Origin of the sequence: Paenibacillus typhae (assembly GCF_900099765.1) — a bacterium.
Lineage (GTDB): Bacteria > Bacillota > Bacilli > Paenibacillales > Paenibacillaceae > Paenibacillus_AQ > Paenibacillus_AQ typhae.
Window position 1 is genome coordinate 31,159 of the sequence record NZ_FNDX01000040.1, and the last position, 24,289, is coordinate 55,447.

The 24,289-nt window shown below is 56.5% G+C and carries 15 protein-coding genes; 9 read left to right on the top strand and 6 right to left on the bottom strand.

Annotated elements, in window-relative coordinates; translation table 11 throughout:
• Window positions 1–35 precede the first annotated feature (35 nt).
• Window positions 36–1,052, bottom strand: a complete 1,017-nt coding sequence (locus BLR64_RS23400) for a LacI family DNA-binding transcriptional regulator (protein WP_090718242.1) — start codon at window positions 1,050–1,052, stop codon at window positions 36–38.
• A gap of 230 nt (window positions 1,053–1,282) precedes the next feature.
• Here BLR64_RS23400 and BLR64_RS23405 point away from each other — a divergent pair, with 230 nt between their 5' ends.
• Window positions 1,283–6,241, top strand: coding sequence for a carbohydrate binding domain-containing protein (locus BLR64_RS23405; protein ID WP_167360769.1), 4,959 nt, complete (start codon window positions 1,283–1,285; stop codon window positions 6,239–6,241).
• 118 nt (window positions 6,242–6,359) lie between these two features.
• Here the strand turns inward: BLR64_RS23405 and BLR64_RS23410 are convergent, their stop codons facing one another.
• A complete protein-coding gene (locus BLR64_RS23410; RefSeq protein ID WP_090718206.1) occupies window positions 6,360–6,917 on the bottom strand; it encodes a GbsR/MarR family transcriptional regulator in 558 nt (185 codons plus the stop codon).
• Window positions 6,918–7,174: 257 nt separating this feature from the next.
• Between BLR64_RS23410 and BLR64_RS23415 the strand changes: the two genes are divergently transcribed.
• The 8 genes from BLR64_RS23415 (at window position 7,175) to BLR64_RS23450 (ending at window position 16,699) form a co-directional block, all read left to right on the top strand.
• A complete protein-coding gene (locus BLR64_RS23415; RefSeq protein ID WP_090718208.1) occupies window positions 7,175–8,374 on the top strand; it encodes a quaternary amine ABC transporter ATP-binding protein in 1,200 nt (399 codons plus the stop codon).
• Entirely contained in the window at window positions 8,371–9,207 is an 837-nt protein-coding gene (locus tag BLR64_RS23420) for an ABC transporter permease (RefSeq protein ID WP_090718211.1), read from the top strand. Before BLR64_RS23415 ends, BLR64_RS23420 begins: the two co-directional genes overlap by 4 nt.
• A 25-nt stretch (window positions 9,208–9,232) precedes the next feature.
• Window positions 9,233–10,108, top strand: a complete 876-nt coding sequence (locus tag BLR64_RS23425) for a glycine betaine ABC transporter substrate-binding protein (RefSeq protein WP_090718213.1) — start codon at window positions 9,233–9,235, stop codon at window positions 10,106–10,108.
• A 233-nt stretch (window positions 10,109–10,341) separates the two neighbouring features.
• Entirely contained in the window at window positions 10,342–10,953 is a 612-nt protein-coding gene (locus BLR64_RS23430) for a TVP38/TMEM64 family protein (protein WP_090718216.1), read from the top strand.
• 519 nt (window positions 10,954–11,472) lie between these two features.
• Window positions 11,473–12,399, top strand: a complete 927-nt coding sequence (yunB, locus tag BLR64_RS23435; protein ID WP_244157836.1) for a sporulation protein YunB — start codon at window positions 11,473–11,475, stop codon at window positions 12,397–12,399.
• A gap of 784 nt (window positions 12,400–13,183) precedes the next feature.
• A complete protein-coding gene (locus tag BLR64_RS30420; RefSeq protein ID WP_090718218.1) occupies window positions 13,184–14,698 on the top strand; it encodes a glycosyltransferase family protein in 1,515 nt (504 codons plus the stop codon).
• Window positions 14,695–15,975, top strand: a complete 1,281-nt coding sequence (locus tag BLR64_RS23445; RefSeq protein ID WP_090718223.1) for a hypothetical protein — start codon at window positions 14,695–14,697, stop codon at window positions 15,973–15,975. Before BLR64_RS30420 ends, BLR64_RS23445 begins: the two co-directional genes overlap by 4 nt.
• On the top strand, window positions 15,962–16,699 hold the full coding sequence (locus BLR64_RS23450) for a glycosyltransferase (protein ID WP_090718226.1): 738 nt from the start codon (window positions 15,962–15,964) through the stop codon (window positions 16,697–16,699). Before BLR64_RS23445 ends, BLR64_RS23450 begins: the two co-directional genes overlap by 14 nt.
• A 1,067-nt stretch (window positions 16,700–17,766) precedes the next feature.
• Here the strand turns inward: BLR64_RS23450 and BLR64_RS23455 are convergent.
• The 4 genes from BLR64_RS23455 to BLR64_RS23470 all read right to left on the bottom strand — a co-directional run.
• Complete coding sequence (locus BLR64_RS23455; protein ID WP_090718230.1) at window positions 17,767–19,767, bottom strand: tetratricopeptide repeat-containing glycosyltransferase family 2 protein; 2,001 nt, start codon at window positions 19,765–19,767, stop codon at window positions 17,767–17,769.
• 18 nt (window positions 19,768–19,785) lie between these two features.
• A complete protein-coding gene (locus BLR64_RS23460; protein ID WP_167360770.1) occupies window positions 19,786–21,645 on the bottom strand; it encodes a tetratricopeptide repeat-containing glycosyltransferase family 2 protein in 1,860 nt (619 codons plus the stop codon).
• Complete coding sequence (locus BLR64_RS23465; RefSeq protein WP_090718234.1) at window positions 21,642–23,705, bottom strand: glycosyltransferase; 2,064 nt, start codon at window positions 23,703–23,705, stop codon at window positions 21,642–21,644. The genes BLR64_RS23460 and BLR64_RS23465 overlap by 4 nt, the downstream gene beginning before the upstream one ends.
• Before the next feature lie 158 nt (window positions 23,706–23,863).
• Window positions 23,864–24,289 (bottom strand): DUF6385 domain-containing protein (locus BLR64_RS23470; protein WP_244157834.1); only part of this gene is annotated, 426 nt, incomplete at its 5' end.

The window sequence follows — 24,289 nt, forward strand, 5'->3', positions numbered from 1 at the left end:
TCAGCCCCGCAGCTTGCAGGCCCAGGCCTCCGGCCTCAGCCCCGCAAGCCGCTGCCGCAGGATTCGCGCACGATCAGCGCGGGCTCGACGACGAACGAGCCGCCCTCGGACTGGTTGTTGATCAGGTCGAACAGCATGTGGGCAGCAAGCACGCCCAGGCGCTCCTTGTTCTGACGGATCGTGGTCAATGTAGGAGTGGTGTATTTGCAGGCCTCGATATCATCGCAGCCTACAACGGCAATATCCTCGGGCACACGCAGCCCGTGCTCCTTCAGGGCGCGGATCGCTCCGAGAGCAAGCAGATCCGAAGCGGCGAACACCGCCTTTGGCAGGCTGCCCTGCTCAATCAGCCGCCGCATTGCTGCATAGCCGCTAGGCTCGAAGAAGTCATCGCCATGAATGAACCAGTCCGTATTCAAGGATAAGCCAAAGCTTTCAATCGCCTTGATGTACCCGGCTTCCCGCTGGTTGGAGATGTCAGAATCGCCGGTACTGCCGATGAAGCCCAGCTCTCTGTGCCCAAGCAGATACAGATGCTCCACCACCTTGGAAGCGATCTGATAATTGTCGGACATCACGTATCCCGACTTCTTGCCTTTAAGCTCCAGATCTACGCCGATGCAGGGGATGCTGCTCATGTCCAGGTCGCGGATGGCCGGCTCCATTTTCTCCCCGGAGATGATGACACAGCCGTCCACATGAAAATGCACGCAACGGGAGAAGTAATCGCCGCCGCTGACAAACTTTTCGTTGGAAAAGAAAATCAGATCGTAGCCCAGCACACCCATCTGCTTCTTGAAGGAGTTCAGCACCTCTACGAAGAACGGATGCGTAATTTCCACGTTAAGCTCACCGGCAAAAATAACACCGATCAGATTGGATTTCTTGGTAGCCAGTGTTTTGGCGGAATTCGAGGGCGAGTATCCGGTTTGTTCGATGATTTCCAGGACTCTTTGTTTCGTTTTTTCGGAAACATCATTGTAATTATTCATTATTTTCGAAACAGTGGATACAGAAACTCCGGCCATCTCGGCAATCTTTTTGATATTCACCTGCATGCTTATCGCCCTCCGCTTGATATGGCCCAGACCAGGAAAACGGCCAAGCTGACGTTATTCATTGAATTACAAGCCTTGTCCGGTACTCCAAATAGTTACAGTTAAGTCTATTCAACTTCCCCCGGCAAGTCAACGCTTTATGCAGGCCCTTTTTAGGATTGGATCGAAACCGATTTCGAATGTTCTTGATCAGCAATTCCGATACCCAAGGAGGAAAACAGAGGATGAAAAAGAATGTATCGGCAGCGCTAGCTGCCGTAGTACTTGCGACAGGCCTGCTGTCGCCAATGGGAGGCGGAGCCCTCTCAGCAGCAGCCGCATCCGCCCCGCCGGAAAATAGTATACAGCAGTCTGCTTCTGCCGGTAATTTGAAAGCGTTTACCGATCTGAAGGCGGACCACTGGGCAGCCCGGTCGCTGCAGCGCTGGAGTGAGGCCGGTGTTATGAGCGGATACGGGGATGGAACGATCCGGCCGGATAACCAGATTACAAAGGCGGAATTCGCAGTAATCATTAACCGTCTGTTTAATTACAAGACGGAGGCAGCCACGCTTCCTTCCGATGCGGCCGGCAATCTCTGGTTCACCAGCGATATTGCCAAGGCGGTTGCCGCCGGCTATTTGAGTGCTGATGCGGACAATCGCATTCATCCGTCCGCGAATTTGTCCCGCGGTGAGGCCGCTGTGGCACTGCAGAAGCTTTTTAAGCTGGAGGCAGGCAAGCAGCCTGCAGCGTATACAGATCTGCCGGCTGCCGGCAGCGAATTGACCGAAGCGGTTGCGGCGCTTACTGCTGCAGGCTATCTGAAGGGATATCCGGGGGGCTTGTTCAAGCCGGACGGGGCCATCACCCGCGCTGAGCTGGCCCGGGTTGCTGACGTGATGATTGCAGGACTGGTAACCTCTCAGGGAGAGGTGAATCTGGGAACTGTACAAGGGAACGTACTATTGAGCAGTGCTGATATTCTTTTGCAGAATACAGTTATTGAAGGAAATCTTTATCTCTCTGAAGGTATCGGTGAGGGGAATGCTTCACTGGACGGGACAGAGGTGAAGGGAACCACTTACATCCGCGGAGGCGGAGCTCATACCGTAAGCCTGCAGAACAGTAAGCTGGGTAAGGTGGACGTGACCAAGCCTGGAGGGAATATCCGGCTGTATGCCAGCGGCAGTACGGCAGTCGGGGCTGTACAGCTGGGTTCCGGGGCAACGCTGGAGGAAGGCAGTCTGACCGGAACAGGCTTCACGGATATTGAGCTCCGCTCCGGAGCCAAGACGGTAGCCCTGAAAGGAGAATTCAACGCTGTCAGCACGGCGGATGACAAGACAGGCGGCCTGGTGCTTAGCCTTTCCGGCAAGCTGGCTAAGCTTAGTTTAAATACTCCAAGCCGGGTTACACTGGCAGACAATGCCCGGGTGGCGGAGCTGCTGCTCTCCGCCAATGCTTCGGGAACAGCGATTCAGGGAAGCGGCAGCTTCGGCAAAGTAACAAATAATGCCGATGGCGTTACCAGCGGCGGTATTGCTGTTGCCAAAGGCAGCAGCAGCGAGCTGAAAGCTGCGGCGGCTACGCCAGCGCCGGTAAGCAGCGGCTCCTCCGGTTCCGGTGCCACACCGGCACCGACGGCTACGCCGGCGGCTACACCAACAGCCACACCGACGGCTACTCCTACACCTGCAGCAGACCTGTGGACGATGGTGTGGAATGATGAATTCAATGACGGCGCCATTGATCCGGAGAAGTGGACCTATGATCTGGGCGACGGCACTGCAGTCGGCAATCCCGGCTGGGGCAATAATGAGCTGGAATGGTACACGGACGACGAGAAGAATGTAAAAGAAACAGACGGCAATCTGGTCATTACGGCACACAAGGAGTCTGTAGGCGGCAAGGATTATACCTCCTCACGGATCAAGACCAAGGGGCTGTTCAGCAAAAAATACGGTAAATTTGAGATCCGGGCGAAGGCGCCGACCGGCAAGGGCATGTGGCCGGCAATCTGGATGCTGCCGGAGAATTACGAGTACGGCAACTGGGCTGCATCCGGTGAGATTGATATTATGGAGGGCTGGGGCAGCCGGCCAAATACCATTGCCGGAACGATTCATTACGGCGGCTTCTGGCCGGATAATGTGTATTCCGGCAAAGAATATGTATTCCCGGATAACGGAACCATTGCCGATTACCACACTTATTCCATTGAATGGGAGCCGGGAGAAATCCGCTGGTATGTGGACGGTGTATTGTACCAGACCAAAAATGACTGGTACAGCATCAGCGTCGGCCAGCCGGCGAACAATGCCTATCCGGCACCGTTCAACCAGGAGTTCCATCTGCTGATGAATCTGGCCGTAGGCGGCAACTTTGACGGTAATCCGACTCCGGAGACGAAATTCCCGCAGTCGATGTCGGTCGATTATGTCCGTGTGTATGAGCTGACCGGCCGGGAGTACCGTGAGCCGGTGCCGGTTACAATTGCGAAGGAGCCGTATCCGGAAGGCTCGCTTGCTCCGACAGAAGACGGCAACCTCATTCATAACAACGGCTTCACCGAGCAGAAGGAAGGGGATGCCGGCATGGGCATTCCGAACACAGCGCACTGGGTACTGTACAAGGAAGCCGGGGCAGCCGCAAGTGTATCCCTCGAGCCTGTCGGCGGTCAAAAATTCCTGAAGGTGGATATCAGCAGCGCCGGGGGGAATTCCTATTCGGTCCAGCCGCAGGCTATCGTATCGCTGGCTAAAGGAAGGTTCTACAAGCTCAGCTTCGATGCCAAAACCGATACAGAGCGGAGCATCAATGTAAGGCTGACGGGCGGAGAGTCGCGGGGCTATCAGGCGTACTCGCCAGGGCTCAAGGCCGAGCTGACCGGGACGATGACCCACTATGAAACGATGTTTCAGATGAAGGAGAATTCCGATATTGCCGCGCGGGTTGAATTCAACCTGGGCACGAATACCTCTCCGGTATGGCTGGGCAATGCCCGGCTTACGGAGATCGACAGCATCCCGTTCGATCATGACAGTGCCAAAACACCGCTGGGCAGCGGCAACCATCTGTACAACGGCACCTTTGACCTCGGCGGAGTCGACCGCCTGGGCTTCTGGCACACTGCCGCATCCGGAGGGGCGGAAGTCAGCAGCACAGTGGACGGCGATGGACATCTGCAGCTGCAGATTGCAGGCAGCGGCGCAGCAGAAGCCGATGTGCAGCTGCTGCAGAAAGGGATATTCCTGGTGAACGGCCAGGATTATAAACTGACCTTTGACGCGGAGGTCTCTGCGGCGCGGACAGCCGTAATTGAACTGCTCGGCAAAGACGGTACGCTGTATGCATCCAAGGAAGTGCAACTGGCAGCAGGGGCACAGAGCATCACTGCCGAGTTCAAGGGGCTGGCCGGAGCTACCGACCATGAAGGCCAGTTTGTTCTCCGGCTCGGCGGGGCATCAGGCACTGTGCAGCTCGATAATTTCGTGCTGCTGCGGACCAGCACCTATTACGATCCGTCGCTTGTGTACTATCCGCTGGTGAACGGGGATTTCGGCTTCGGCTTCAGCAGCTGGGAACGCCTGCTGACCGAGCAGGGCGGACAGAGCACGGCTGCAGTTACAGACGGGGCAGCCAAATTCAGCATTACCAATACCGGCAGCCAGAACTACTCCGTGATGCTGTTCCAAAACGGTCTGAAAGCATCAGCCGGTGCGGAATACGTCATTGAGTTCGATGCCAAATCTACAGTTGCCCGCAAGATCGGCGTTAACGTAGAGAATGCGTCATATTCAGCTTCCTTCACGAAGCTCGTTGAGGTGACGCCGGAAGGCGCCCATTACAGATACGAGTTCCGTCAGGGCATAAAGGATACGCTGTCACTGAAATTCCTGCTCGGGAAGGTAGACGGTGTAAGCATTCCGGGTGCACATGATGTCATTATTGATAATGTGAAATTTGAGATCAAAGGGGCTCCGGCCAAGCCGCAGGAGCTGCTGGCGGACAGCAGCAATAACCGTGCCGGACAGCCGATCCAGCTCCAATATAATGACAAAGAGGCCTGGCGCAGCAAGATTCAGGCCGTTAAAGTAAACGGATCCGCTTTAACCCCGGAGCTGTACAGCACTCAGCCCGGTGTGATTACGATTAACGCCGCTGCCTTCCCGGCGGAAGGCAGCTACGCCATTACGGTGGAGGCGGAAGGTTATGTCCCTGCCGCAGTAACGCAGGTGATTCTGGCAGGCGGCAGCAATCTGGTGGTGAACGGCTCGTTCGCCAGCGGAACAACTGGCTGGAATACATGGTCCGGTGAAGGCGGAGCAGCCGTGTTAAGTGCAGTGGACGGCATTGCGAATATCGATATTAATGCAGCCGGCGGCCAGACCTGGGCTAATCAGTTATTCCAGGAAGGCATCCAGCTGCAGGCCGGCAAAACCTATGAGCTGAGCTTCAAGGCCAAATCGACGGTTCCGCGGCAGATTATCGTAGAATACAGCGGCACCTCTGCCGCCTCCCAGCAGGCTAAATTCGATGTTACAGCCACCTGGGCGACCTACAGCGCGCAGTTTACGGTGGCAGACGGCAGTCCGCTGAAGCTTAACTATCTGATCGGTGCCACTGCAGGCACGGATAAAACAGCCAACAGCACAGCGCATATCCTGTCACTGGATGATATCTCGATTACCGAAGTGACTGGCGGCTCACCGGGTGAGCCGGCAAGCGGCACTTTGGACAACGGAACCTTTGATGGCGCGGAGGGGCTGGCCGGCTGGACACAATATTTTGACGGAACCGGCTCTGCCCAGGCGCTGAACGGGGAACTGGCTGTCAGTCTGACCGGAACAGGCAACGCGAGCTATAGTGCACAGGTGGATTATGCGAACCTGAAGCTGGAACAGGGCAAAACCTACAAGCTGACCTTTCAGGCCCGCTCCGATATTAACCGCCTGATTGAGGTTGCCGTAGAGCATAAAGGCGGGGATTACACCAAATATCTGCCTGCCGTCAGTGTCGCCTTGACCAGTGAGATGAAGGAATACAGCTACACCTTCACCATGAGCGGCGGAACAGATACCCTGGCACATCTGGTGTTCCTGATGGGGCTGGTTTCCGGCAACAGCCAGGAGACTAACAGTGCCATCGGTGCAGGCAATCAGATTGTGATTGATAACGTAACGCTGATCCAGCAGCCCTGAAATTTAAGCGCCTAAGCCAGCCGGACACCGGCAAAAAGCAGACAGCACAAAAAGGCCGTGCCCCCTTGAATAAAGGGGACGCGGCTTTTTTACATTTTGCAGTAGTTCGAATAAGCGTTTAAGTTTCCTTGGGAATCAGTTCAAAGATTTTGCCGGTTTCCAGCGCTTCGATCAGCTTCAGCAGCCAGCGGTAGTATTTGATCGCTTCCATAATCTTTGCTTCATCATTGGTCAAAAGATGCAGCACTTCGTCATTCTCCGCATACTCTGCCTGCATGTCCTTAATTTCGGCGAGCGATTTCGACAAGGCAATCATGTTGCCCTCGACTGCTTTTCTCCACTTGATTGAAAAATAATCGCTGAAGTTCTGGTGCCAGTCGGGGACGACCTCGAACAGGTCCTTGCGTGTCCCTTTTCCCCATACCTTGTCAATCATCTTCAAATCCAGCAGTGTGCGCACGCCGGTGCTCATGGACGTCTTGCTCATCCCCATGGTGCGGCTCAAATCATCCAGCGTTACAGGGCCTTCATTAAAATACATATAACCATATAAATGTCCGATAGACAGCGTAATTCCGTATAAGTCCATATTTTTGCCGATGGAATCAATTACCCGCTCGCGAGCCTTGCTGATTCGCTTTATCTGCTCGGGCTCAAGCCCCTCTAAATCGTTCATGGTGTCCCTCCTGAGGAAATAGGCTGATAGACTGCAAACCTCTCAAGTGTATTGTAAACAAATCCTGTTCCATAAGTAAAGAATGCACCTGAAACGGAATATGGCGAAAAACAGAGTATTCTTTATGTAAAGTACGTAAAGTTAAAACTGTACACTAAATTTTTAGCGTATACGGACTTTGCCTAATTTTTCACAACTCCGCTACACTTATTGAGGAGCAACTGCCTGAATAACGATAAGGGGAAAAGGAGGTCACCATGGCAATTATAGAGGTGAAACAACTAACCAAGGTATTCGGTAACGATGCAGGACGCGCCCTTCCATTACTGGAGCAGGGATGGTCCAAAGAGAAGATTGCCCGTGAGGCCAAGCTGACCGTAGGGGTCAATAAGGCTGAATTCAGCATCGGTGAAGGTGAAATTTTTGTCATTATGGGCTTGTCGGGGAGCGGTAAATCGACGCTTGTCCGGCTGCTGAACCGTTTGATTGAGCCTACCGGAGGCCAGGTTTTATTTAAAGGCAAGGACGTCGTCCAGATGAGCTCAGAGGAGCTGCGGACCTTCCGGCGTAAAAATATCGGGATGGTATTCCAGAAGTTCGGCCTGTTTCCGCACCGCAGCGTGCTGGCGAATGCCGAATACGGACTTGAAGTACAGGGTGTAGATAAAAAAGAGCGCACCCGCCGTGCCATGGAGGCACTGGAGCTTGTTGGACTGAAGGGCTGGGAAAACCACCGCCCCGATCAGCTCAGCGGCGGTATGCAGCAGCGTGTGGGCCTGGCCAGAGGGCTGGCCAATGACCCGGATATTCTGCTGATGGATGAGGCGTTCAGTGCGCTTGATCCGCTGATCCGCAAGGATATGCAGCAGGAGCTGCTGGAGCTGCAGGCCAGAGTGAAGAAGACCATTGTGTTTATCACCCATGATCTGGACGAGGCGCTGCGGATCGGTGACCGGATAGCCCTGATGAAGGACGGCGTGATCGTACAGATCGGCACACCGGAAGAAATACTGATTCAGCCGGCCAACAAGTATGTGGAGCGCTTCGTCGAGGACGTGGATTTGTCCAAGGTACTGACGGCGGCACATGTAATGCGCCAGCCGGAAATGATCCGGCCGGAGCGCGGACCGCGCGTGGCCCTGCAGCTGATGCGGGACAGCGGCGTGTCCAGCCTGTATGTAGCGAGCAATGAAATGAAGCTGCAGGGAGTTGTGACGGCTGACGATGCGTCCAGAGCGCTGAAAGAAAACCTGAGCATTCTGGAGGTTATGCAGCGGGAGATTCCCCGTGTACGTCCGGAAACACTGCTGAATGATCTGTTTGAGCTGATGTCAGCGACTCATCTGCCGGTGGCAGTGGTCGATGAGAATGACCGGCTCAAGGGGATTGTCATTAAAGGGGCTGTGCTGTCGGCACTGGCCGGCAACGCTGTTCCGGAAGGAGGTACACAAGCATGAACATTCCCAAAATTCCTATAGGCCAGGGCGTAGAGTGGATTGAGGACTGGCTGATGACTTATTTCGGTCCAGTGTTCAGCTTCATCCACATGATTATCGGCGGTATGGTCACCGGGATTGAAACGGCCTTGACCTTTCTTCCGGCGATTGTGCTGACTATTGTTATAGCCGCGCTTGCTTACTGGATCGGCAAATGGCGGATGGCGTTGTTTGCCGTAGTCGGGCTGCTGCTGATTGACAATCTCGGCCTCTGGGCACCGTCCATGCAGTCGCTGGCGCTGGTGCTGACCGCCTCGGTGCTTGCCGTATTGATCGGCGTGCCTGTCGGCGTGCTCTGCGCCCAGAGCAAGACTGTACAGAATATTGTGACTCCGGTGCTTGACTTTATGCAGACGATGCCGGCGTTTGTCTACCTGCTGCCTGCGGTATCCTTTTTCTCGCTGGGGGTCGTTCCCGGAGTCATCGCTTCTATTATATTTGCGATTCCGCCGACCATCCGGCTGACCAATCTGGGTATCCGCCAGGTGTCGGAGGAGCTGGTTGAGGCTGCAGATGCCTTCGGCTCCACACCGGGACAGAAGCTGTTCAAGCTGCAGCTGCCGATTGCGATGCCGACCATTATGGCCGGGATTAACCAGACGATAATGCTGTCGCTGTCCATGGTGGTCATTTCCTCCATGATCGGTGCCCAGGGTGTCGGCGCTTATGTCTATCGGGCCGTATCGCAGGCCAAGACGGGGGCGGGCTTTGAAGCGGGAATTGCGATTGTTATTATCGCCATTCTGCTCGACCGTCTGACCCAGAAGCTGTTCAAAACCAAGCAACAAAACTAATTAACTATAGGAGTGTGAGTGATTGATGAAGAAGAGAAGCATAGGAATACTGTTGACTGTTCTGCTGGTGGTGGCTGTCTTAGCGGGATGTTCGTCCGGATCGGGCGCAGACAAGACGGTGAAGCTGGCTTATGTGGCCTGGGATTCAGAGATTGCGAGCACTTATGTTGTAAAAGAAGTCCTTGAATCGAAGCTTGATATGTCTGTAGAAATGCTGCAGGTGGATGCCGGTCCGATGTTTGCGGGTGTAGCTGACGGAAGTGCCGATGCGATGGTTGCCGCCTGGCTGCCAGGCACGCATGCTTCCTACCTGGAGCAGTACGGCAGTAAGTTAGAAGACCTGGGTCCCAACCTCGACGGTACCAAAACAGGTCTTGCCGTTCCAACCTACATGGATATTAACTCCATTGAGGATTTAAAGGACGCTGAGCTGGCGGGAACTCTGCAGAACCGGATTGTCGGTATTGAACCGGGTGCAGGAATTATGATGGCTACGGAAAAGGCGCTTGAGGCGTATGGTCTGAGCGATTACACGCTGCTTGAGAGCTCGTCTGCGGCCATGGTGCAGGAGCTTGAAAAAGCCTACCAGAGCAATGAGCCGATTGTAGTAACCGGATGGACTCCGCACTGGATGTTTGCCAATATGGACCTGAAATATCTGGAAGACCCGCAGGCCGTATACGGCGGTGCTGAACAGATCCATACTATGGTGCGTACGGGCCTGAAGGATGATATGCCTGAGGTGTACAGCCTCCTGGACCAGTTCAACTGGACTCCTGAAGATATGGAGCAGGTGATGGTTGATATTGCAGGCGGTCAGTCTCCGGAGGAAGCAGCTAAAAAATGGGTCGGCGAGCATGAGGATCAGGTCAACGCCTGGATTGCCGCAGTACAGGAATAACGGACTGCATCAGGGTGATTTTTGCAGCAGTATATAATGTGTGCTATGATGAAAAGAACATAAGGCTACAGAATTGTCATTTTTCAGCCGGCTAGTGTTCTTTACATATATATTCATACGTAGGCACAATCCGTAATAAACACCCCGTAAGGGGTGTTTTTCTTGACAAATAAACCATATATAAATACTCAGCAGAGCTGACACTGCAATGAGCCGGGAAAGGAGACAGCTCCATGACAGAGGTAATTAACGGCTGGATCGATTGGCTGCTGCAGAGTCTGGGTTTGAGCGGACCCTATATTTTACTGGCGACAGTCCCGCTTACGCTGCTGCAAAGCTTGTTCGGATTTTTTCCGCTGGCTATATTAATTGTGCTGCATGTGTCCGAGTTTGATATCATCGGCGGTATGGCGGTCAGCTGGATGGCCTGCAATCTGGGTTCAATCCTCATCTATTTCCTGTTCCGCAGATACCTGTACGGCTGGTTTGACCGCAAATGGAGAGCCAAGCTGAAGCGCTACGACAAGTGGCAGCGTTACCTGGACCGGTACGGCATCTGGACGCTGGTGCTGCTGCGCACGGTTCCCATTATGCCCAGCAATATTATTAATTTTATGGCAGCTGTCTCCCCGATTAAGGTATCCTCCTATATCTGGGGCACCGTGCTCGGCAATCTGTCCTATATCTGGCTGTTCGGGACGATCGGTTCATCGCTGATTGTGCCGCGTGAGGAATGGAGAGGTTTTCTGGGCTGGTACGCGGTGTTCATCGCTGTTCTGCTTGCAATCTTCGTGCGCCGTCATTGGGGGCATCTCCAGGAGGATAAGCGCAGCAGAATGCAGTAGGAAACATAGTGTAGTAAATTGTAAAGGAAGAACGCTTTTTCCGGTGACGGCTGTCACAGGGAGGGCGTTCTTCTTTTTTGTCCCATGCCTGAATACCCTATAGTAATGAACGGGCGGCTTGGCCGCGGTGATACCGGGAGGGGACTTAAGAGCATGGGCAGAATACGAAAATGGGGGAGCCGCAGGGTCGCGCTGCCAGGCTCACGGCGCTTGGGACGACTGGGGCTGCCGAAGATCAGCTGGGACAGCTTGCCGCGGCCTGCCTGGCGGAGTCCGGCCTTTAAAGCCAAGCCGTCACGGGCGGGCAGCCTGCGGCCGGCAGCGCGGAGTGCGGGGTTCAAGGCCCGGCCGTCCAAGCCGGGGCTGGGATGGCCGGCGGGGCAGAAAACGCGCAGTAAGCAGGGAGGCATGTATGAGGGCGGGACTACGCCGGGATCGTGGACGCAAGGCAGTGTCCGGAGCGCAGGAGGATTGTCCGTAACGCAGGGAAGCGGCGGAGGCATCAGGGGCAGAGGGAAGCTGTTTGGCCAGAGCAGCGGTAAAGGAGGCAGTCCGGCACGTCCTCGCAGACGGGGCCGCTTTTGGCTCATTTTAAGCCTGGTGCTGGTTATCGGTATCCTGCAGGGGCTGCGGTATGTGGAGCAGCATCTGCGCCCGCCGATTATTCATCTGGCGCAGATCCGGGTGAAGCAGATCGCTACCGAATCCATTAACAAAGCGATCACCTCGCAGGTTGCGGACGGCGGAGATGCCGAGGCGCTTATCGACTGGAAGACCGATAAAAACGGCAAAATCTCCGGTTTTATGCTCAATTACAGGGAGCATATGCGGATCACCTCGCAGGCTGCGGAGGTCATCCAGACGACCCTGCAGGATCTGCACAACCGGACGGAGCATATCCCGCTCGGCCAGGCGCTGGACAGCCCGCTGATCGCCTCCTTCGGGCCTGATGTCCCGATCAAGATTGAACCGCAGGGAGCGGTCAAGGTAGAGCTCAACACCCGCCAGAAAAATGCCGGGATCAATATGATTCTGGTCGAGGTGTATATCCATATTGTCACCGAGGTGGCTGTCGTCGTTCCGTTCGACATGGAGCCGCAGGTGGTCGATACAGAGATTCCGGTCTCCTACCTGATGGTGGTCGGAGATGTGCCGATGTACTATTACGACAATCAGGGCAATCCTGTCGGCGAGAACGGCAGCAGCGCACCTGGCATCGCGATACCGGCCCCAAGCCAGAGCGGGGACAAGAGCGGTGCAGCGGACAGCGGCACTGGTGCTGGAGCGGGCAACGGCTCCGGCGCAGACAGCGGTGCCGGAAACAGCGGAAAAGATGCTCCCGCCGGCAGCGGCAACGCTGTCGACCCGTCCACCGGCGCGGACAATGCCGGAAGCGGAGGGAACGCTGGGAACAGCGGCAATACGGGCGGGGGTACCGGGGAGTAAAGGATTGGAGACGGTTGGTACCGGCGCTCCTAATAGTGAGCGCCGAATAGCGCCGGTCAAGCGAATAGAACACTGGGTGCCTGGGCTGGACGCTATGCAGTAAGCGCCAAACTCCGGGGTCACCGAAGAACAAGCGGCAGATCAAAGGCCAATACAAGGGGCAAACCAAGGACCAAACCAAGGACCAAACCAAGGACCAAACCAAGGACCAAACCAAGGACCAAACCAAGGACCAAACCAAGGACCAAACCAAGGACCAAACCAAGGACCAAACCAAGGGCAAACTAGGCACTACACACCCGGTCGCCCGGCACCGGATGCTAAGCAGCCTGATAAAAAACTCACCGGTGCTAACGGACCGTACAGCCCTTATTTGATCAATTTTGCCCGTTTACCTGGTCTTACGGACTCAGATGCACTTATTAGTCCGCTTATGGAGCTTTTGGGCGGGAAAACGGGCAGATAAGGACGCTGGTGTCCGTTTAGCTTTTGATGGCAGGGTACTGGAGCCGAATAAGGTCATCTCTGTCCGTTAGGTTGTTACAGTAGACGGATTTCCACCGCGAACTGTGATAGTGGATTATGATAGCTGCAGATTACAGCGGCCGGAAGTGTAAATATCTTCCCAAAAAGCAGCCAGTCCATAAACAGTACAATCGGAACGTCAATGTAAATCGTTAGAGCTGCTGCATTTTGCTCCACCGGAAGAAAACAGGGATATCCCCCTGACCGGCTCATACACTATAGGTAGCAAAGTTTTTATGTGATGGAGTGTGAATCAGGGATGCCTTATGATGCTGAAGCTGATGCGGTCAGCCCGGAGCGGCTGGCCGGAAGATACAGTTACCTTGAGCGGGAGGGGCTGCTGCCGCTGCCGGCCAAGGACGGCGTGACGATTGTAGTGGAGCTAACGCACAGGGAGTGGGCGGAAGAATGTCTGAGTCGGCTGCTGGTGCATTCCGGTCCTGCTGTCCGCCTGATAGGTGTGGCAATGAGGGAGGATTTTCAGCTGCAGCCGCTTCTGGAACGGTTCTCTGCAGAGGCAGAGCTGTCTTTTCTTCCTTATGAGCGCGGAAATTACCGGATTAATGAGGCTTTGGCAGATGCCCGGACGTCCTTTATCGTGCTGCTGGAGGATCGGGTGCTGGTCACAGCCGGCTGGCTGAATGAGCTGCTGTGGCCGGCCATTGATGATCCGGCAACCGGAGCGATGGCTCCGCGCTCCGCGGCGGAGGAGCAAGAAGGCAGAGAGGTGCTGCGGTTTGGCAATGATCTGGAACTGTCCGCTTATGTCAATCACCAGCTGAGCCGCCGCCGGGGGGAATGGCGGGAGGCCGGGGTACTGAGCGGCCCTTGCCTGGTTGTTACACGGGAAATGCTGCAGCGGACCGGTGGGCTGGATTTCTCGCTCCGGGAGCGGCGCTTCATTATTGCCGACTGGTGCCTGCGTGCCCGGCAGCTGGGAACCAGGCTTGCCATCAGTGCGGCGTCATATGTACATGTCCTGCAGCCGCTGGCAGCCAGAGCCCCGCATAAAAATAGCGAAGCACAGGCTGCAGCGGGGCTGGCTTACTGCGCAAAATGGCGGATTCCGGACGAACGTCTGCGTGAACACGGTCTTCCCGTACCGGAGAATCTGTCAGCATTGGAGCGGCAGCCGGCCATTCCGCTGGGCAAAACGCCCGCAGCGCTGCCGCTTGTGACGGCAGTGGTGTATTTCGAAGAAAAATGGCCGGCCGAGGCTTCCATTCAGCGCCAGCTTTTGCTGCAGGGGCAGCAGAGCTACGGAAACATCCGCTGGATCAGTGTCCGGGACAGCTGGACCGACACCACACCGGATTTTCCCGTCCATGAACGGGATACCGTTATTACGGTACAGGGGGAGAAGCCGTGGCTGCATGCACTGGAGAACATTTCGGGCATGTACCAAAGCGAAGTGACCGTCTACATGTCCGCATCCGTCAGCTACGACAGTGAATATGTGGCCCGGATTGTGAAAGCCCTGCTGCATAGCCCTGCCGCTCTGATCGTCAGTGCTGCGCCGGGGCTTGCAGAATCGGAGCTGCCGGACAATCCGGAGCGGGGCACAGCGGTGGTGCTGCCGCTGGAGCGTACGGCGCATAGAGGAGACATCCTGCCGGGCCGGATTGTAAAACGGGAATCCTCCCGCCGCAGCCTGCTGCTCTGTCCGGGGCCGGAGCTGGCGGTAGGTTACATAGCAGGGGGGCCTGTTCCGGGAGCCGCAGTCCCCGGCAGTACTGACCGGCCTTCTGAGCGAAAAGGAGGGACGCAGCCGTGAACTACATTATTTTCAGCGGAGTCCCCTGGGATGAATACGGCTACAAAAGGATGCTGGAGGTGCTGCCGGAGCGGGAGGATATTGTTTTTACCGGAACAATGACTTCACTGCAGCAGGAAGACAGCGGCATTCGTGCCCTGTCTCTGGCTGAAGCCTGCACGCTGCCGGCAAAGGAATATACAGCCCTGGTCTCCTCGCCGTACTGGCTGCAGGATGTGCTGGCCTTTGGGCCTGCCTTTATAATCGCCCTGCTGGAGCGCTGTCCGGAAGGGGAGGATGTGAACCTGTGGGATAAGTATAGCGGCCTGCTTGCCGCCAAAGCGGATCTGGTGGGAACGGCCTCGGAGCGTCTGTTTCTGGAGCAGCTTTTATCCCGGAGCGGTGTAGTCTATCTGAGCGGGGATGACCCTTTGTCATACGGGATGATCCGCAGGGGGGAGCGGCTGTATTTTCTTGCGGATTTTGAGGCGGTATGGAAAAAAGCGCTCGAAGAGCTGTGGCTGCCCCCGGATACGGATTGCCCGGATGAACCGTGGGCTGAGATCCAGCTCCGGCACCGTGCAGATTATTATCTGTCGATGTGCGGGAAGCTGCCGCAGCAGCCAACCGTTCATTATCTGGCCGCCTCGTACTTATATCTGCTTGGTGACGGGCGTGCGGCGGAGCTTTTGACAAAATCCTTTGAGCTGATGCTGCTGCATGATTATACGGATTGTCTGCATTCCCATTATCGATTCTTCTCGGCCATCGGGGCGAAGCGCGGCAACCTGGAGCTGGCGGTCCGCCAGTACGAAATAACCGCATTTACGGCTGAGGAAAAAGCGTTGTCAGCACAGCTGCAGCGTTGGCTCGGCAGCGGAGCGCGTGAACTGGTGCAGGCGGAGCTGTACCGGGTGAATGAGGACAGCGCTGCGGCGATACGGCTGCTGGCGGGAATGGAGAGTCTGGAGGCTAAGTCTCTGCTGCTGCTGAATTATATGGATACCTTCCAATGGGAAAAAGCGCTCCGGCTGCAGCAGGAGCTGGACAGCATGACCGCTGAGCCGTCTTCACTAATGCTGTTTCAGGGGAGCGGTGCCATAGCATCCGTCCTTCTGCAGACTCCCGTAGTGGAAGGAACACTGCAGCTGCTGTGCGGTAAAAGGCATGCGGCAATCCGCAGTTTTTTACGGGCGGCGGGAGCGGACCAGGGAGCGCGGGCGCTTTTTGCCGAAATGGCCGATCTGGAGGAAGCTGTCGGACGATTAAGGGGGAGAACAGCCGATGAGGATGTCTGAACCGCTGCGCAAAACCTCCGGGAACCGCCTGACCGCGATGATGCAGGTGCGGAATGAAGCCGGGCGTTATCTGGAGCAGGTGCTGGAGGAGCTGAGCGATTTCGTCGATGAGATCGTGATTGTGGATGACGGCAGTACGGATGGTACGGCGCGGCTGTGCCGTTCTTTTGCCAAAGTGACGAAGCTGGTGACGCTGGAGAGCCCGCTGTTCAGCCGGGAATGGGAGCTGCGGCAGACGCTGTGGGAGCTCGCGGTATCGACGGAGCCCGACTGGCTGCTCTCGGTGGATGCCGACGAATTCTATGAGGAAGCGGCAAAGCGGGAGATGCGCCGGCTGATTGATCAGGATGTCTATGATTGGGTAGCCTTCCGGCTGTACGACTTCTGGGGCACCACCACCCATTACCGTGATGATGAACACTGGAATATCCATACAAAGCATACCCGCACGCTGGTCCGCTATCTGCCGGATTATCATTATTTTACACCGCGGATGAACCATCATGTGCCCCGGCTTCCGCTGTCCTATGCGGCTCTGCCCGGCTTTCTTGCCGAGCTGCGGGTGAAGCATTTCGGCTGGGTGCTGTCTCCGGAAGAACTGCGGCACAAATACGAGCGGTATATGGATAACGATCCCGAGGGCCGCTGGGGCAGCCTGGAGCAGTACCGGTCAATCCTCGATGAGCATCCGCGGCTGGTGGAGTGGCAGGAGAGGCGCGGGTGAGGGTGGCAAGTATCATGTGGGATTTGATGATGATTAAATCAAAAAGAATAAAATTTGAATGAGAATTGAATGGAGATAAGATAGTGGCTGGCAGAAAAATGGGGATTGAATGGAGATACAATAGTCGAAGGTAGATAAATGGGGATTGAATGGAGATACAATGGTCGCAGGCAGATAAATGGGGATTGAATGGAGATACAATGGTCGCAGGCAGATAAATGGGGATTGAATGGAAATACAATAGTGGCAGGTAAAAGCAATGCCCCTGGTCCGTTGCGGAGCCGGGGCATTGCTGTGTTGGGGGTTGGGGCAGATGAAATCCAGCTCTCTACTTTGGCCGATAAACTCTGAGCGGTATATATTCCGCACACCGTACACGGCACACGGCACATTGCATATCTCACATCGCATACCGCGCACCGCGCACTGCAGATCGAAGAGTACAGCTTGTACATCCGCATACCGCACATCGTACACCGCACATCTTATACCGCAGACTGCACATCGAGTACGGCACATCGCCATCTCAGACCGAAGAGCGCAGACTGTACATCCGCACATCGTATACCGCAGAAGGCACATCGCGTACCGCACACCGCACACGATGCACCATACTCCACTCTGGATTCTGCGGTAAAGAGGGATTCTTTTGCATGGAGATGTATGAAAGCTGAAACGCAAATCAATTCAAGAAAATTAGTTGGATTTTCAACACCTAATTTGATCCAAATCCAAGATTTACAACATTTAGTTGGAAAAACGCCATCTATTCCGAGCGATTTACCGCTCCGTAGGAACTTTAGACGAAATTAAGTAGCGTTTTTCCACTTAGTTTTCTTAAACTAGCATTTTACAGAGAATTAGGTGGCGAAAATCCACTTAGTTTTATATATTTCACTGCGAGCGGTGCGTCCTGCTGCAAAGTCACAGGTGGTAACGTTATGCGCACAGCCGCGGAGAGGCGAGAACGCGACTCAAAGCTGCGAATCGGTGAGCATAATGAATCAAAGCTGCTTAGAAGCAGCACATGGATACAAAATCGCTGAGCGGCGAAGAGCATCCGCCGCTCAAAGCGGCCCGGCGGAGGAAGGCGCGGACTGCGTCCTCTGCCAGTCTCCGCCAAGGGCCGCCCGCACCAGCAGCAGCCGGGGAATGCCGCCTGCGGGGACGGGTCCTGCTGCAGCGCCGGCTGCCAGCTGCAGCTTGTGATAGGCAAGGCCGATGAGCACGGCCTTGCTTCCCGAGGCCCGCAGCGCCTGTTCAGCTGCGGGCTCAAGCCGGGGCAGCCTGCCGCAGGAACCGGCAATGGCTGCATACAGCAGCCACTCCGCTGCGCCGGCAGGCGTGCTGTACTGGTGCTCCATCTCCTCGAAGATGGAGCACCATTGCTCTTGTGCCGCGGCCGGCGCCTGCAGCAGGCCGCCGAGCACCGGCTGCGGCAGGCGCGTCCACTGCAGCCGGTGCTCGGCGCTGCGGTATAAGCCCAGCAGGCTGCTCCAGGCCCCCGCCTGAAGCAGCAGCTGTGCGGCATACGCGAGCTCCGCGGCAGCCGGCGCAGTGGCAGGCTCAGCCGCGGGGGTTCCCGGCAGCAGCCGGGGCACGGCCGGCAAGCCCGGGCGGCAGCCGGACAAGCTGCCGAGCCAATACGCTGCCCGATCCGCATCCCCGGTGCGGCAGGCAAGGGCCCAGAGATAGCCGCGGATAAACGGCTGCTCGGCCTCATGCTCCGGCAGCAGCCGCTCCAGGCGGGCGGCAACTGCCGGGAGATTTGCGTGCTGCCGGAACAGCTCCGGCAGCACCTCAAGCACGCGCCGCACGGCTGCGGGCAGCTGCGGGGCTCCGGCGAGCGCCTGCAGCCAGCCGGACGCGCGGGCGTTGAGCGCTGCCGGAACGAGCAGGCGCAGTGTGGCCGGCGAGAGTGCGCCGCCGGCTGCCCCGGTTAAGGTGATGAGCTGCGGCTCATCATCGGACAGCAGGCAGAGCGGCACAAGCTCTGCCCAGGCGGCAGTCAGGTCCGGCGAGAAGCGGACAGCTTGCACATAGTGCTTCTTCGCTGCCCCGAACAGGTACAGCTGTTCACTGACCTGCCCGGCCAGCAGGCTGGTGCGGCTGGTGCCGCTGCCGGAAGAGGAAGGATATTTGTGGGCTGTATTTCCGCAGCGCAGCGCCTCAAGCAGAAGGCCGTACGCGTTAGCCAGAGCGCCATTCTCCAGCAGCAGCCGGGCATAGCACTCCAGCAGATCGGTGAAATCGGGAAACCTGGCCAGTCCGTCACTATAAACGGCCCTGGCTTCCTGGCTGCGCCCGGCAGCCTGCAATGCATAAGCTGCCTTAAGATAGATATCAGCCGTATAACCGTGACCGGGCATCGTATCCTTCAGCAAAGGGAGCAGAATATCTGCGGCTGAACCATACTCACCCTGCTGATAGTACTCGGTACCCAGCGCATAACGGAGGGAATAGCTCGCGGGATCAAGCTGTAAGGCAGCCCGGATGAGGTCCAGATTGCGTGAGGTTTTATTTTTGAGCAGCAGCTCTTCGTCCACATATCCATAGTGAAGCACAGGCAGATCCGCGTAAGCAATCCGGCCGTCCGATAGCGCCCAAATGCTGCTGGCAGCCTCCTCATGAATGGTCCCGTGAAAAAGAATTTCCGGATCGTTCCTGAACAGCCGGCAGACGTTGTCTGTAACATATTCTGTCCCGGCAGTACTGCCTACATAGTGGATAAAAGGCAGGAAATAACCTTGAACCGCAGTGTTATCCAAAAGCTGCAGCAACGCTTCCTTCTCCCAGCCGTCAGTCACTTCATCCGCATCCAGTACCAGAATCCACGGGCAGGAAGCCTGGCGGAGACTCAGATTCCGGGCTTTGGCAAAATCTTGCTCCCAAGGAACCCTGATGACTCTGGCCCCAAAGCTGCGGGCGATGTCCATGCTTCCGTCAGTGGAGCCGGTGTCGGCGATGATGATCTCCGATACCAGGCCCTGTACGGAGGATAAACACCGGCTCAGATGCCGGGCTTCATTCTTGACGATCATGCAGAGGGAGAGTGCGGGAATATTCATTCAAAGCATCCTCCTTCTTTACTCTCCCGTCCGGGGAAGCGGCAGTGTGAGGCGTACCCTGGCTGCAGCAGGACCGAGGCCGGAAGCAGCAGGCAGCGCGGCCAGCATGCGGTCAGCCAGCAGCAGCCAGGCACGGCTGGACCGGGAGGCCGGACCCGCCGCAGAAGGACCGTACTCCGGCACGCAAGCGGCCGGATGACTCAGAAGCAGGGTGATGTCCTGGTGCTGCAACTGGTCAACCGGCACAGCATTGACCCGCTGCAGGAGGCGGAGCAGGTCTGCGGCTGCATCATCTGAAGGAAAAACAGATGATGCAGATTCTGGCACAGCCTCATACACAGCAGGCAACTTACCGTCCAGACGTGTCTCCGCACCACCGCCCGGCATAACCGCATCCGCCGCTCCTGCAGCTCCCGCGCCACCCGGTGAACATATATCCGTTACCTCTGCGTCTCCTCTTGGCGTGTTCGCATTCCTTGTCTCCGCACCACCGTCCTGCAAATCCGCATCCGCCGCTCCCGCGCCACCCGGTGCCCTCATGTCTGACACCTCTGATTCTCCTCTTGGCGTGTTCGCATTCCTTGTCTCCGCACCACCGTCCGGTATATCTACATCCGCCGCTCCTGTGCTCGCCCCTATAACCTTCGCTGCAGCCGCTAAACAGCCCTCCGCCAGCAGCAGCCCGGCCAGCCGGGGCACGTCTGCCGTTAACTGCGGCAGATGCTCCTTCAGCCAGCCGGGAAGCTCATGTTCACGGCCGGCGCACTTCATTATCCGCACGAGCCGCACAAGGAGCGGGGCAGGTGCAGGATGAAGCTGGGCCGCCCGGGTGTAGCAGGCCATGGCTTCGCCGGCTTCCCCCGTTTCCTGGCACAGCTGCCCGAGTGCAGCGTAGGTCAGATAAGTGCCCAGCCCGGATTCGGTGTGATAGCCCGGAGGCGAGACACCGATCTCCAGCGCCTGCCGGAATGCCTGCCTGGCCGCAGCAAAAGCCCCCGCCTGCAGCAGCAGCACCCCCTTGATATGGTGGAGATCAGGATAATCAGGGAAAAGCGTGCATCCTCTGATACATGCATCCAGCGCACCCGGCTGGTCACCGGACATGATCCGGCAGCGGACTTCGTATTTGTACAGCAGATGAATGAAGCTGGTGTCGGGCTCTGCCTCAGCCAGCGACAGTCTGATATGCTCCAGCGCCTGAGTATAATCACCAAGCCGCATATACTCGACTGCCGTATTGAACTGGTGAAAAGCATCCCGCGGGTTCAGCCTCAGCTGCTCTTTTAGCAGGCTGAGATTGCGGCTGATTTTATCCTTTTTGGCCACAACCCCGTCTGCATAGCCGTAATGGTGGACGGATACCGTACTCAGGTGCATGGCTGCCGCCGGTGTAGCCTCAACAATGGCAGCAGCAATCTGCTCGTGGATGATACCGCTGAACCTGTATTGCGGACGGTTGCGGAACATCCGGAGAATCGGATTGACCGTAATGACCGGTGAGGAGAACGCAGTCCCTTTATGATTATGAATCCGTACAAAAAATGCCTCATACTCCGTATGCTCCGCACACAGCAGCAGCTCGCCCTTACTCTGTGCATCCAGTTCCTCATCTGCATCCAGTACAAGAATCCACGTCCCGCGTGCCTGCTCCAGTCCGGCGTTTCGGGCGGCAGCGAAATCTCCGGTCCAGGGATAAGAGACGATACGGGCTCCAAAGCTGCGGGCAATCGCAAGGGTAGCATCTGTAGAGCCCGTATCGACGATAATCAGCTCATCCGCGATACCATGTACGCTTGTTAGGCAGCGGGCCAGGGTGTCGGCTTCATTTCTGACAATCATGCACAGTGAGATCAGCGGTTTACGCTGTAGCCTGCTCATGGCTTTGCACCCCCAGGGAGTCTGCGTCTGCTCCAGCTGGTATGCCAGGGCGTCCGGTTTAACGCTGTAATGGCGTTTTTGACGGCGGCAAGATCCTCCAGAACCGGTCCTTGCGGGTAGCCTTCGCCGAAGCCTGCAAGCACCTTTTCCAGATCGGCTGCGGCCAGCTGCAGGTAACAGACGGATAACCCGGCACGTGCAGCGTCCTCCTGCCCTGTTACCGCAAGCGCCTGCTGAAACCATCCGGCAGCCTGTTCATAATGGCCTTTGTCATGAAGCATTTCCGCGATATAAAAAGCAACCCGTTTCCCCGCTAGCCCATCACCTGCCAGCTCAATAAAATGCTCCCCGGCTTCCTCCAGCCGGCCCGCCTTATACAGTGCTGCCGCCAGCTCAGCCTGATGAACAGATGAAAGTCCGGCCAGGGCCTCGGCAACCGGGATCAGCCGCAGTTTAACTGCAAGGGGGATCAGCTGCGTCAAAAGCAGGGATAGTGCAGGGTCATCAGCGAGGGTTCCGGCGTTATCCCCTTCCCCGGCAGGCCTCTGCAGTGTCAGGCCCGGCAGCTGATTGAGCTTGTGCCAGCTGATCCGCTCACCCTCCGGCAGAACAGCCAGCTGGCTGTTCTGCAGCGGTATGCCCTGTCCCCACAGGCACAGGGCTTCAAGCATACGCAGCTCCTGCAGCAGCTCCGGGCTCATGTCCCCGGAAGCCTGCTGATTCAGGCCGCTGCGGATAAGCGACAATGCCGTTTCCGGCTCACCGGTAACGATCCAGGCGGTGCTGATCTGCAGCAAAGTATTTTTTTTCGGCACAATAAGCCCGCCCGGCAGCCCGCATATCGCTTCAAAGGCATCTGCGTCGTATAAGGCCCTGATGATCGCCGCTCTTCCCGCAGGCTGATCTCCCGGAACCAGCTGCAGCAGCAGGGCGGCAATATCACTGTCAGGCACGGCGAGACGCTGAAAGGAAGTGACGATCCCCGACAGTGCAGGGGCGTACAAGGCAAAATGCTGCAGTGCACGGTGAAACAGCCGGGCGGCTTCCTCCGGTTTTCCCAGCAGCAGAGCTATTTCTCCCATACGGTTCAGCGGGCGAAAGGTTGTGATTCCATGCTCGCTGACGTATTTTTCCTGGACAAGGGGATTTGCAGAAAGTGCCTCAGCATGCTGATACGCCTGAAAAGCACGCTCCGGCAGCCCCTGGCTCTCCCAGGACTGTCCCTGCAGGTAATGCAGATCCGGGTAGTCGCTGTAACGTTCCAGTTCCCGTGCCAGAAGCGCGTTTACGGCGTTCAGTTTTCCGGCAGCCAGGTAGATTTTAGCCAAATCGCGGATCATTGCCGGACGGTACGAAACCATCAGCGGAGCTTGGTTCAAGGTGCGGCGCAGCAGTTCTTCCGCCTCCTGCAGCTGTCCGGTCTGGCAGCAGGCCACGGCCAGATTGTACCTGTAGAAGTCATCCTCCGGATGCTCGGCGACTGCAGCGCGCAGCAGCTTTTCGTTGCGTGCCGCTTTATTTTTCTGCAGCATGATCTCCGGTAAATAGCCGTAATGGAGCAGCCGTATGTCACTGTGCGCGATTGCCGCAGTGCCGTGCCTGCTGATAATAGCCTGATCAATACCTTCATGGATTTTGCCGGAATACCGGTAGCCCTGTCCACCCCGGAATAAGCGTACAGCCCGGTGGTGCAGGCGCTCTTCCGCCCCGCGTCCGAGCAGGTTGTCTATGCTGACGGTAAAAGCCTCGGCTGTAGCACCTGTGAGCATCTGCCGGATCCTATCCAGCGGAGTGTTCAGTACCTCATCGGCATCAAGGATCAGAATCCAGTCGGCTGTAGCGCGGGCGAGTCCGGTATTGCGGGCTTTTGAAAAATCATCATCCCATTTGTACTGCAGCACTCTGGCCCCGTAAGCTTCAGCGACCGTTATGGAATGATCCTCCGATCCGGTGTCTACGATAATGATCTCGTCAGCTCCGGCTACACTTTTCAGGCAGGCCGGCAGCAGCGCGGCTTCATCGCGGACAATCAGATGAACTCCGAGAGTAGGTCTGGTCATGGTAGCTTCCTCCTTGGCAGGTAAAATTAATGGCTCTTGCGGCAATCAGCCGGCAATGTCCGGCTTATGTATCCGGTAAAAAGCTTACCCGCGGAAGAAAAGAGTGCATGGGGATACATGCACTCTTTTGCCTCTATAGGATATGACGGACGACTTGCTTACGTTCCCTGGGCGTCAAAAATGACATTAATGGTCGAAGCTGCACCCGGTGTAGCTGATTGATACGAAAGACGGGTGTACTTGAGGAATCTTGCCGGAACAATGACATCTACCGAACCGGCAGGCAGCGGATTCTCCCCGGTGGTATCGACAAAATAATTCGTGCCGTCTGCGCTGATTTCCACCCGTGTATTCACCGGATTGGCTCCGGTATTCAGAATGAAATAGGAGTAGGTGCCAAGCACGCTTGTGGTATTTGCCGGCAGCGGAGTGTAAGCATCCGCGGTCGGGATGGCCAGTGTGGCCTGCTCGATAAAGCTGCGCTGCGAAATAGAGGTTACACTGCTGAGTGTACCGGCAGTAATGGTAGCGCCAAGCACGCTGGTAATGGTGCCGTCGAGCAGGTTGGTGACTGTACCTGCGGA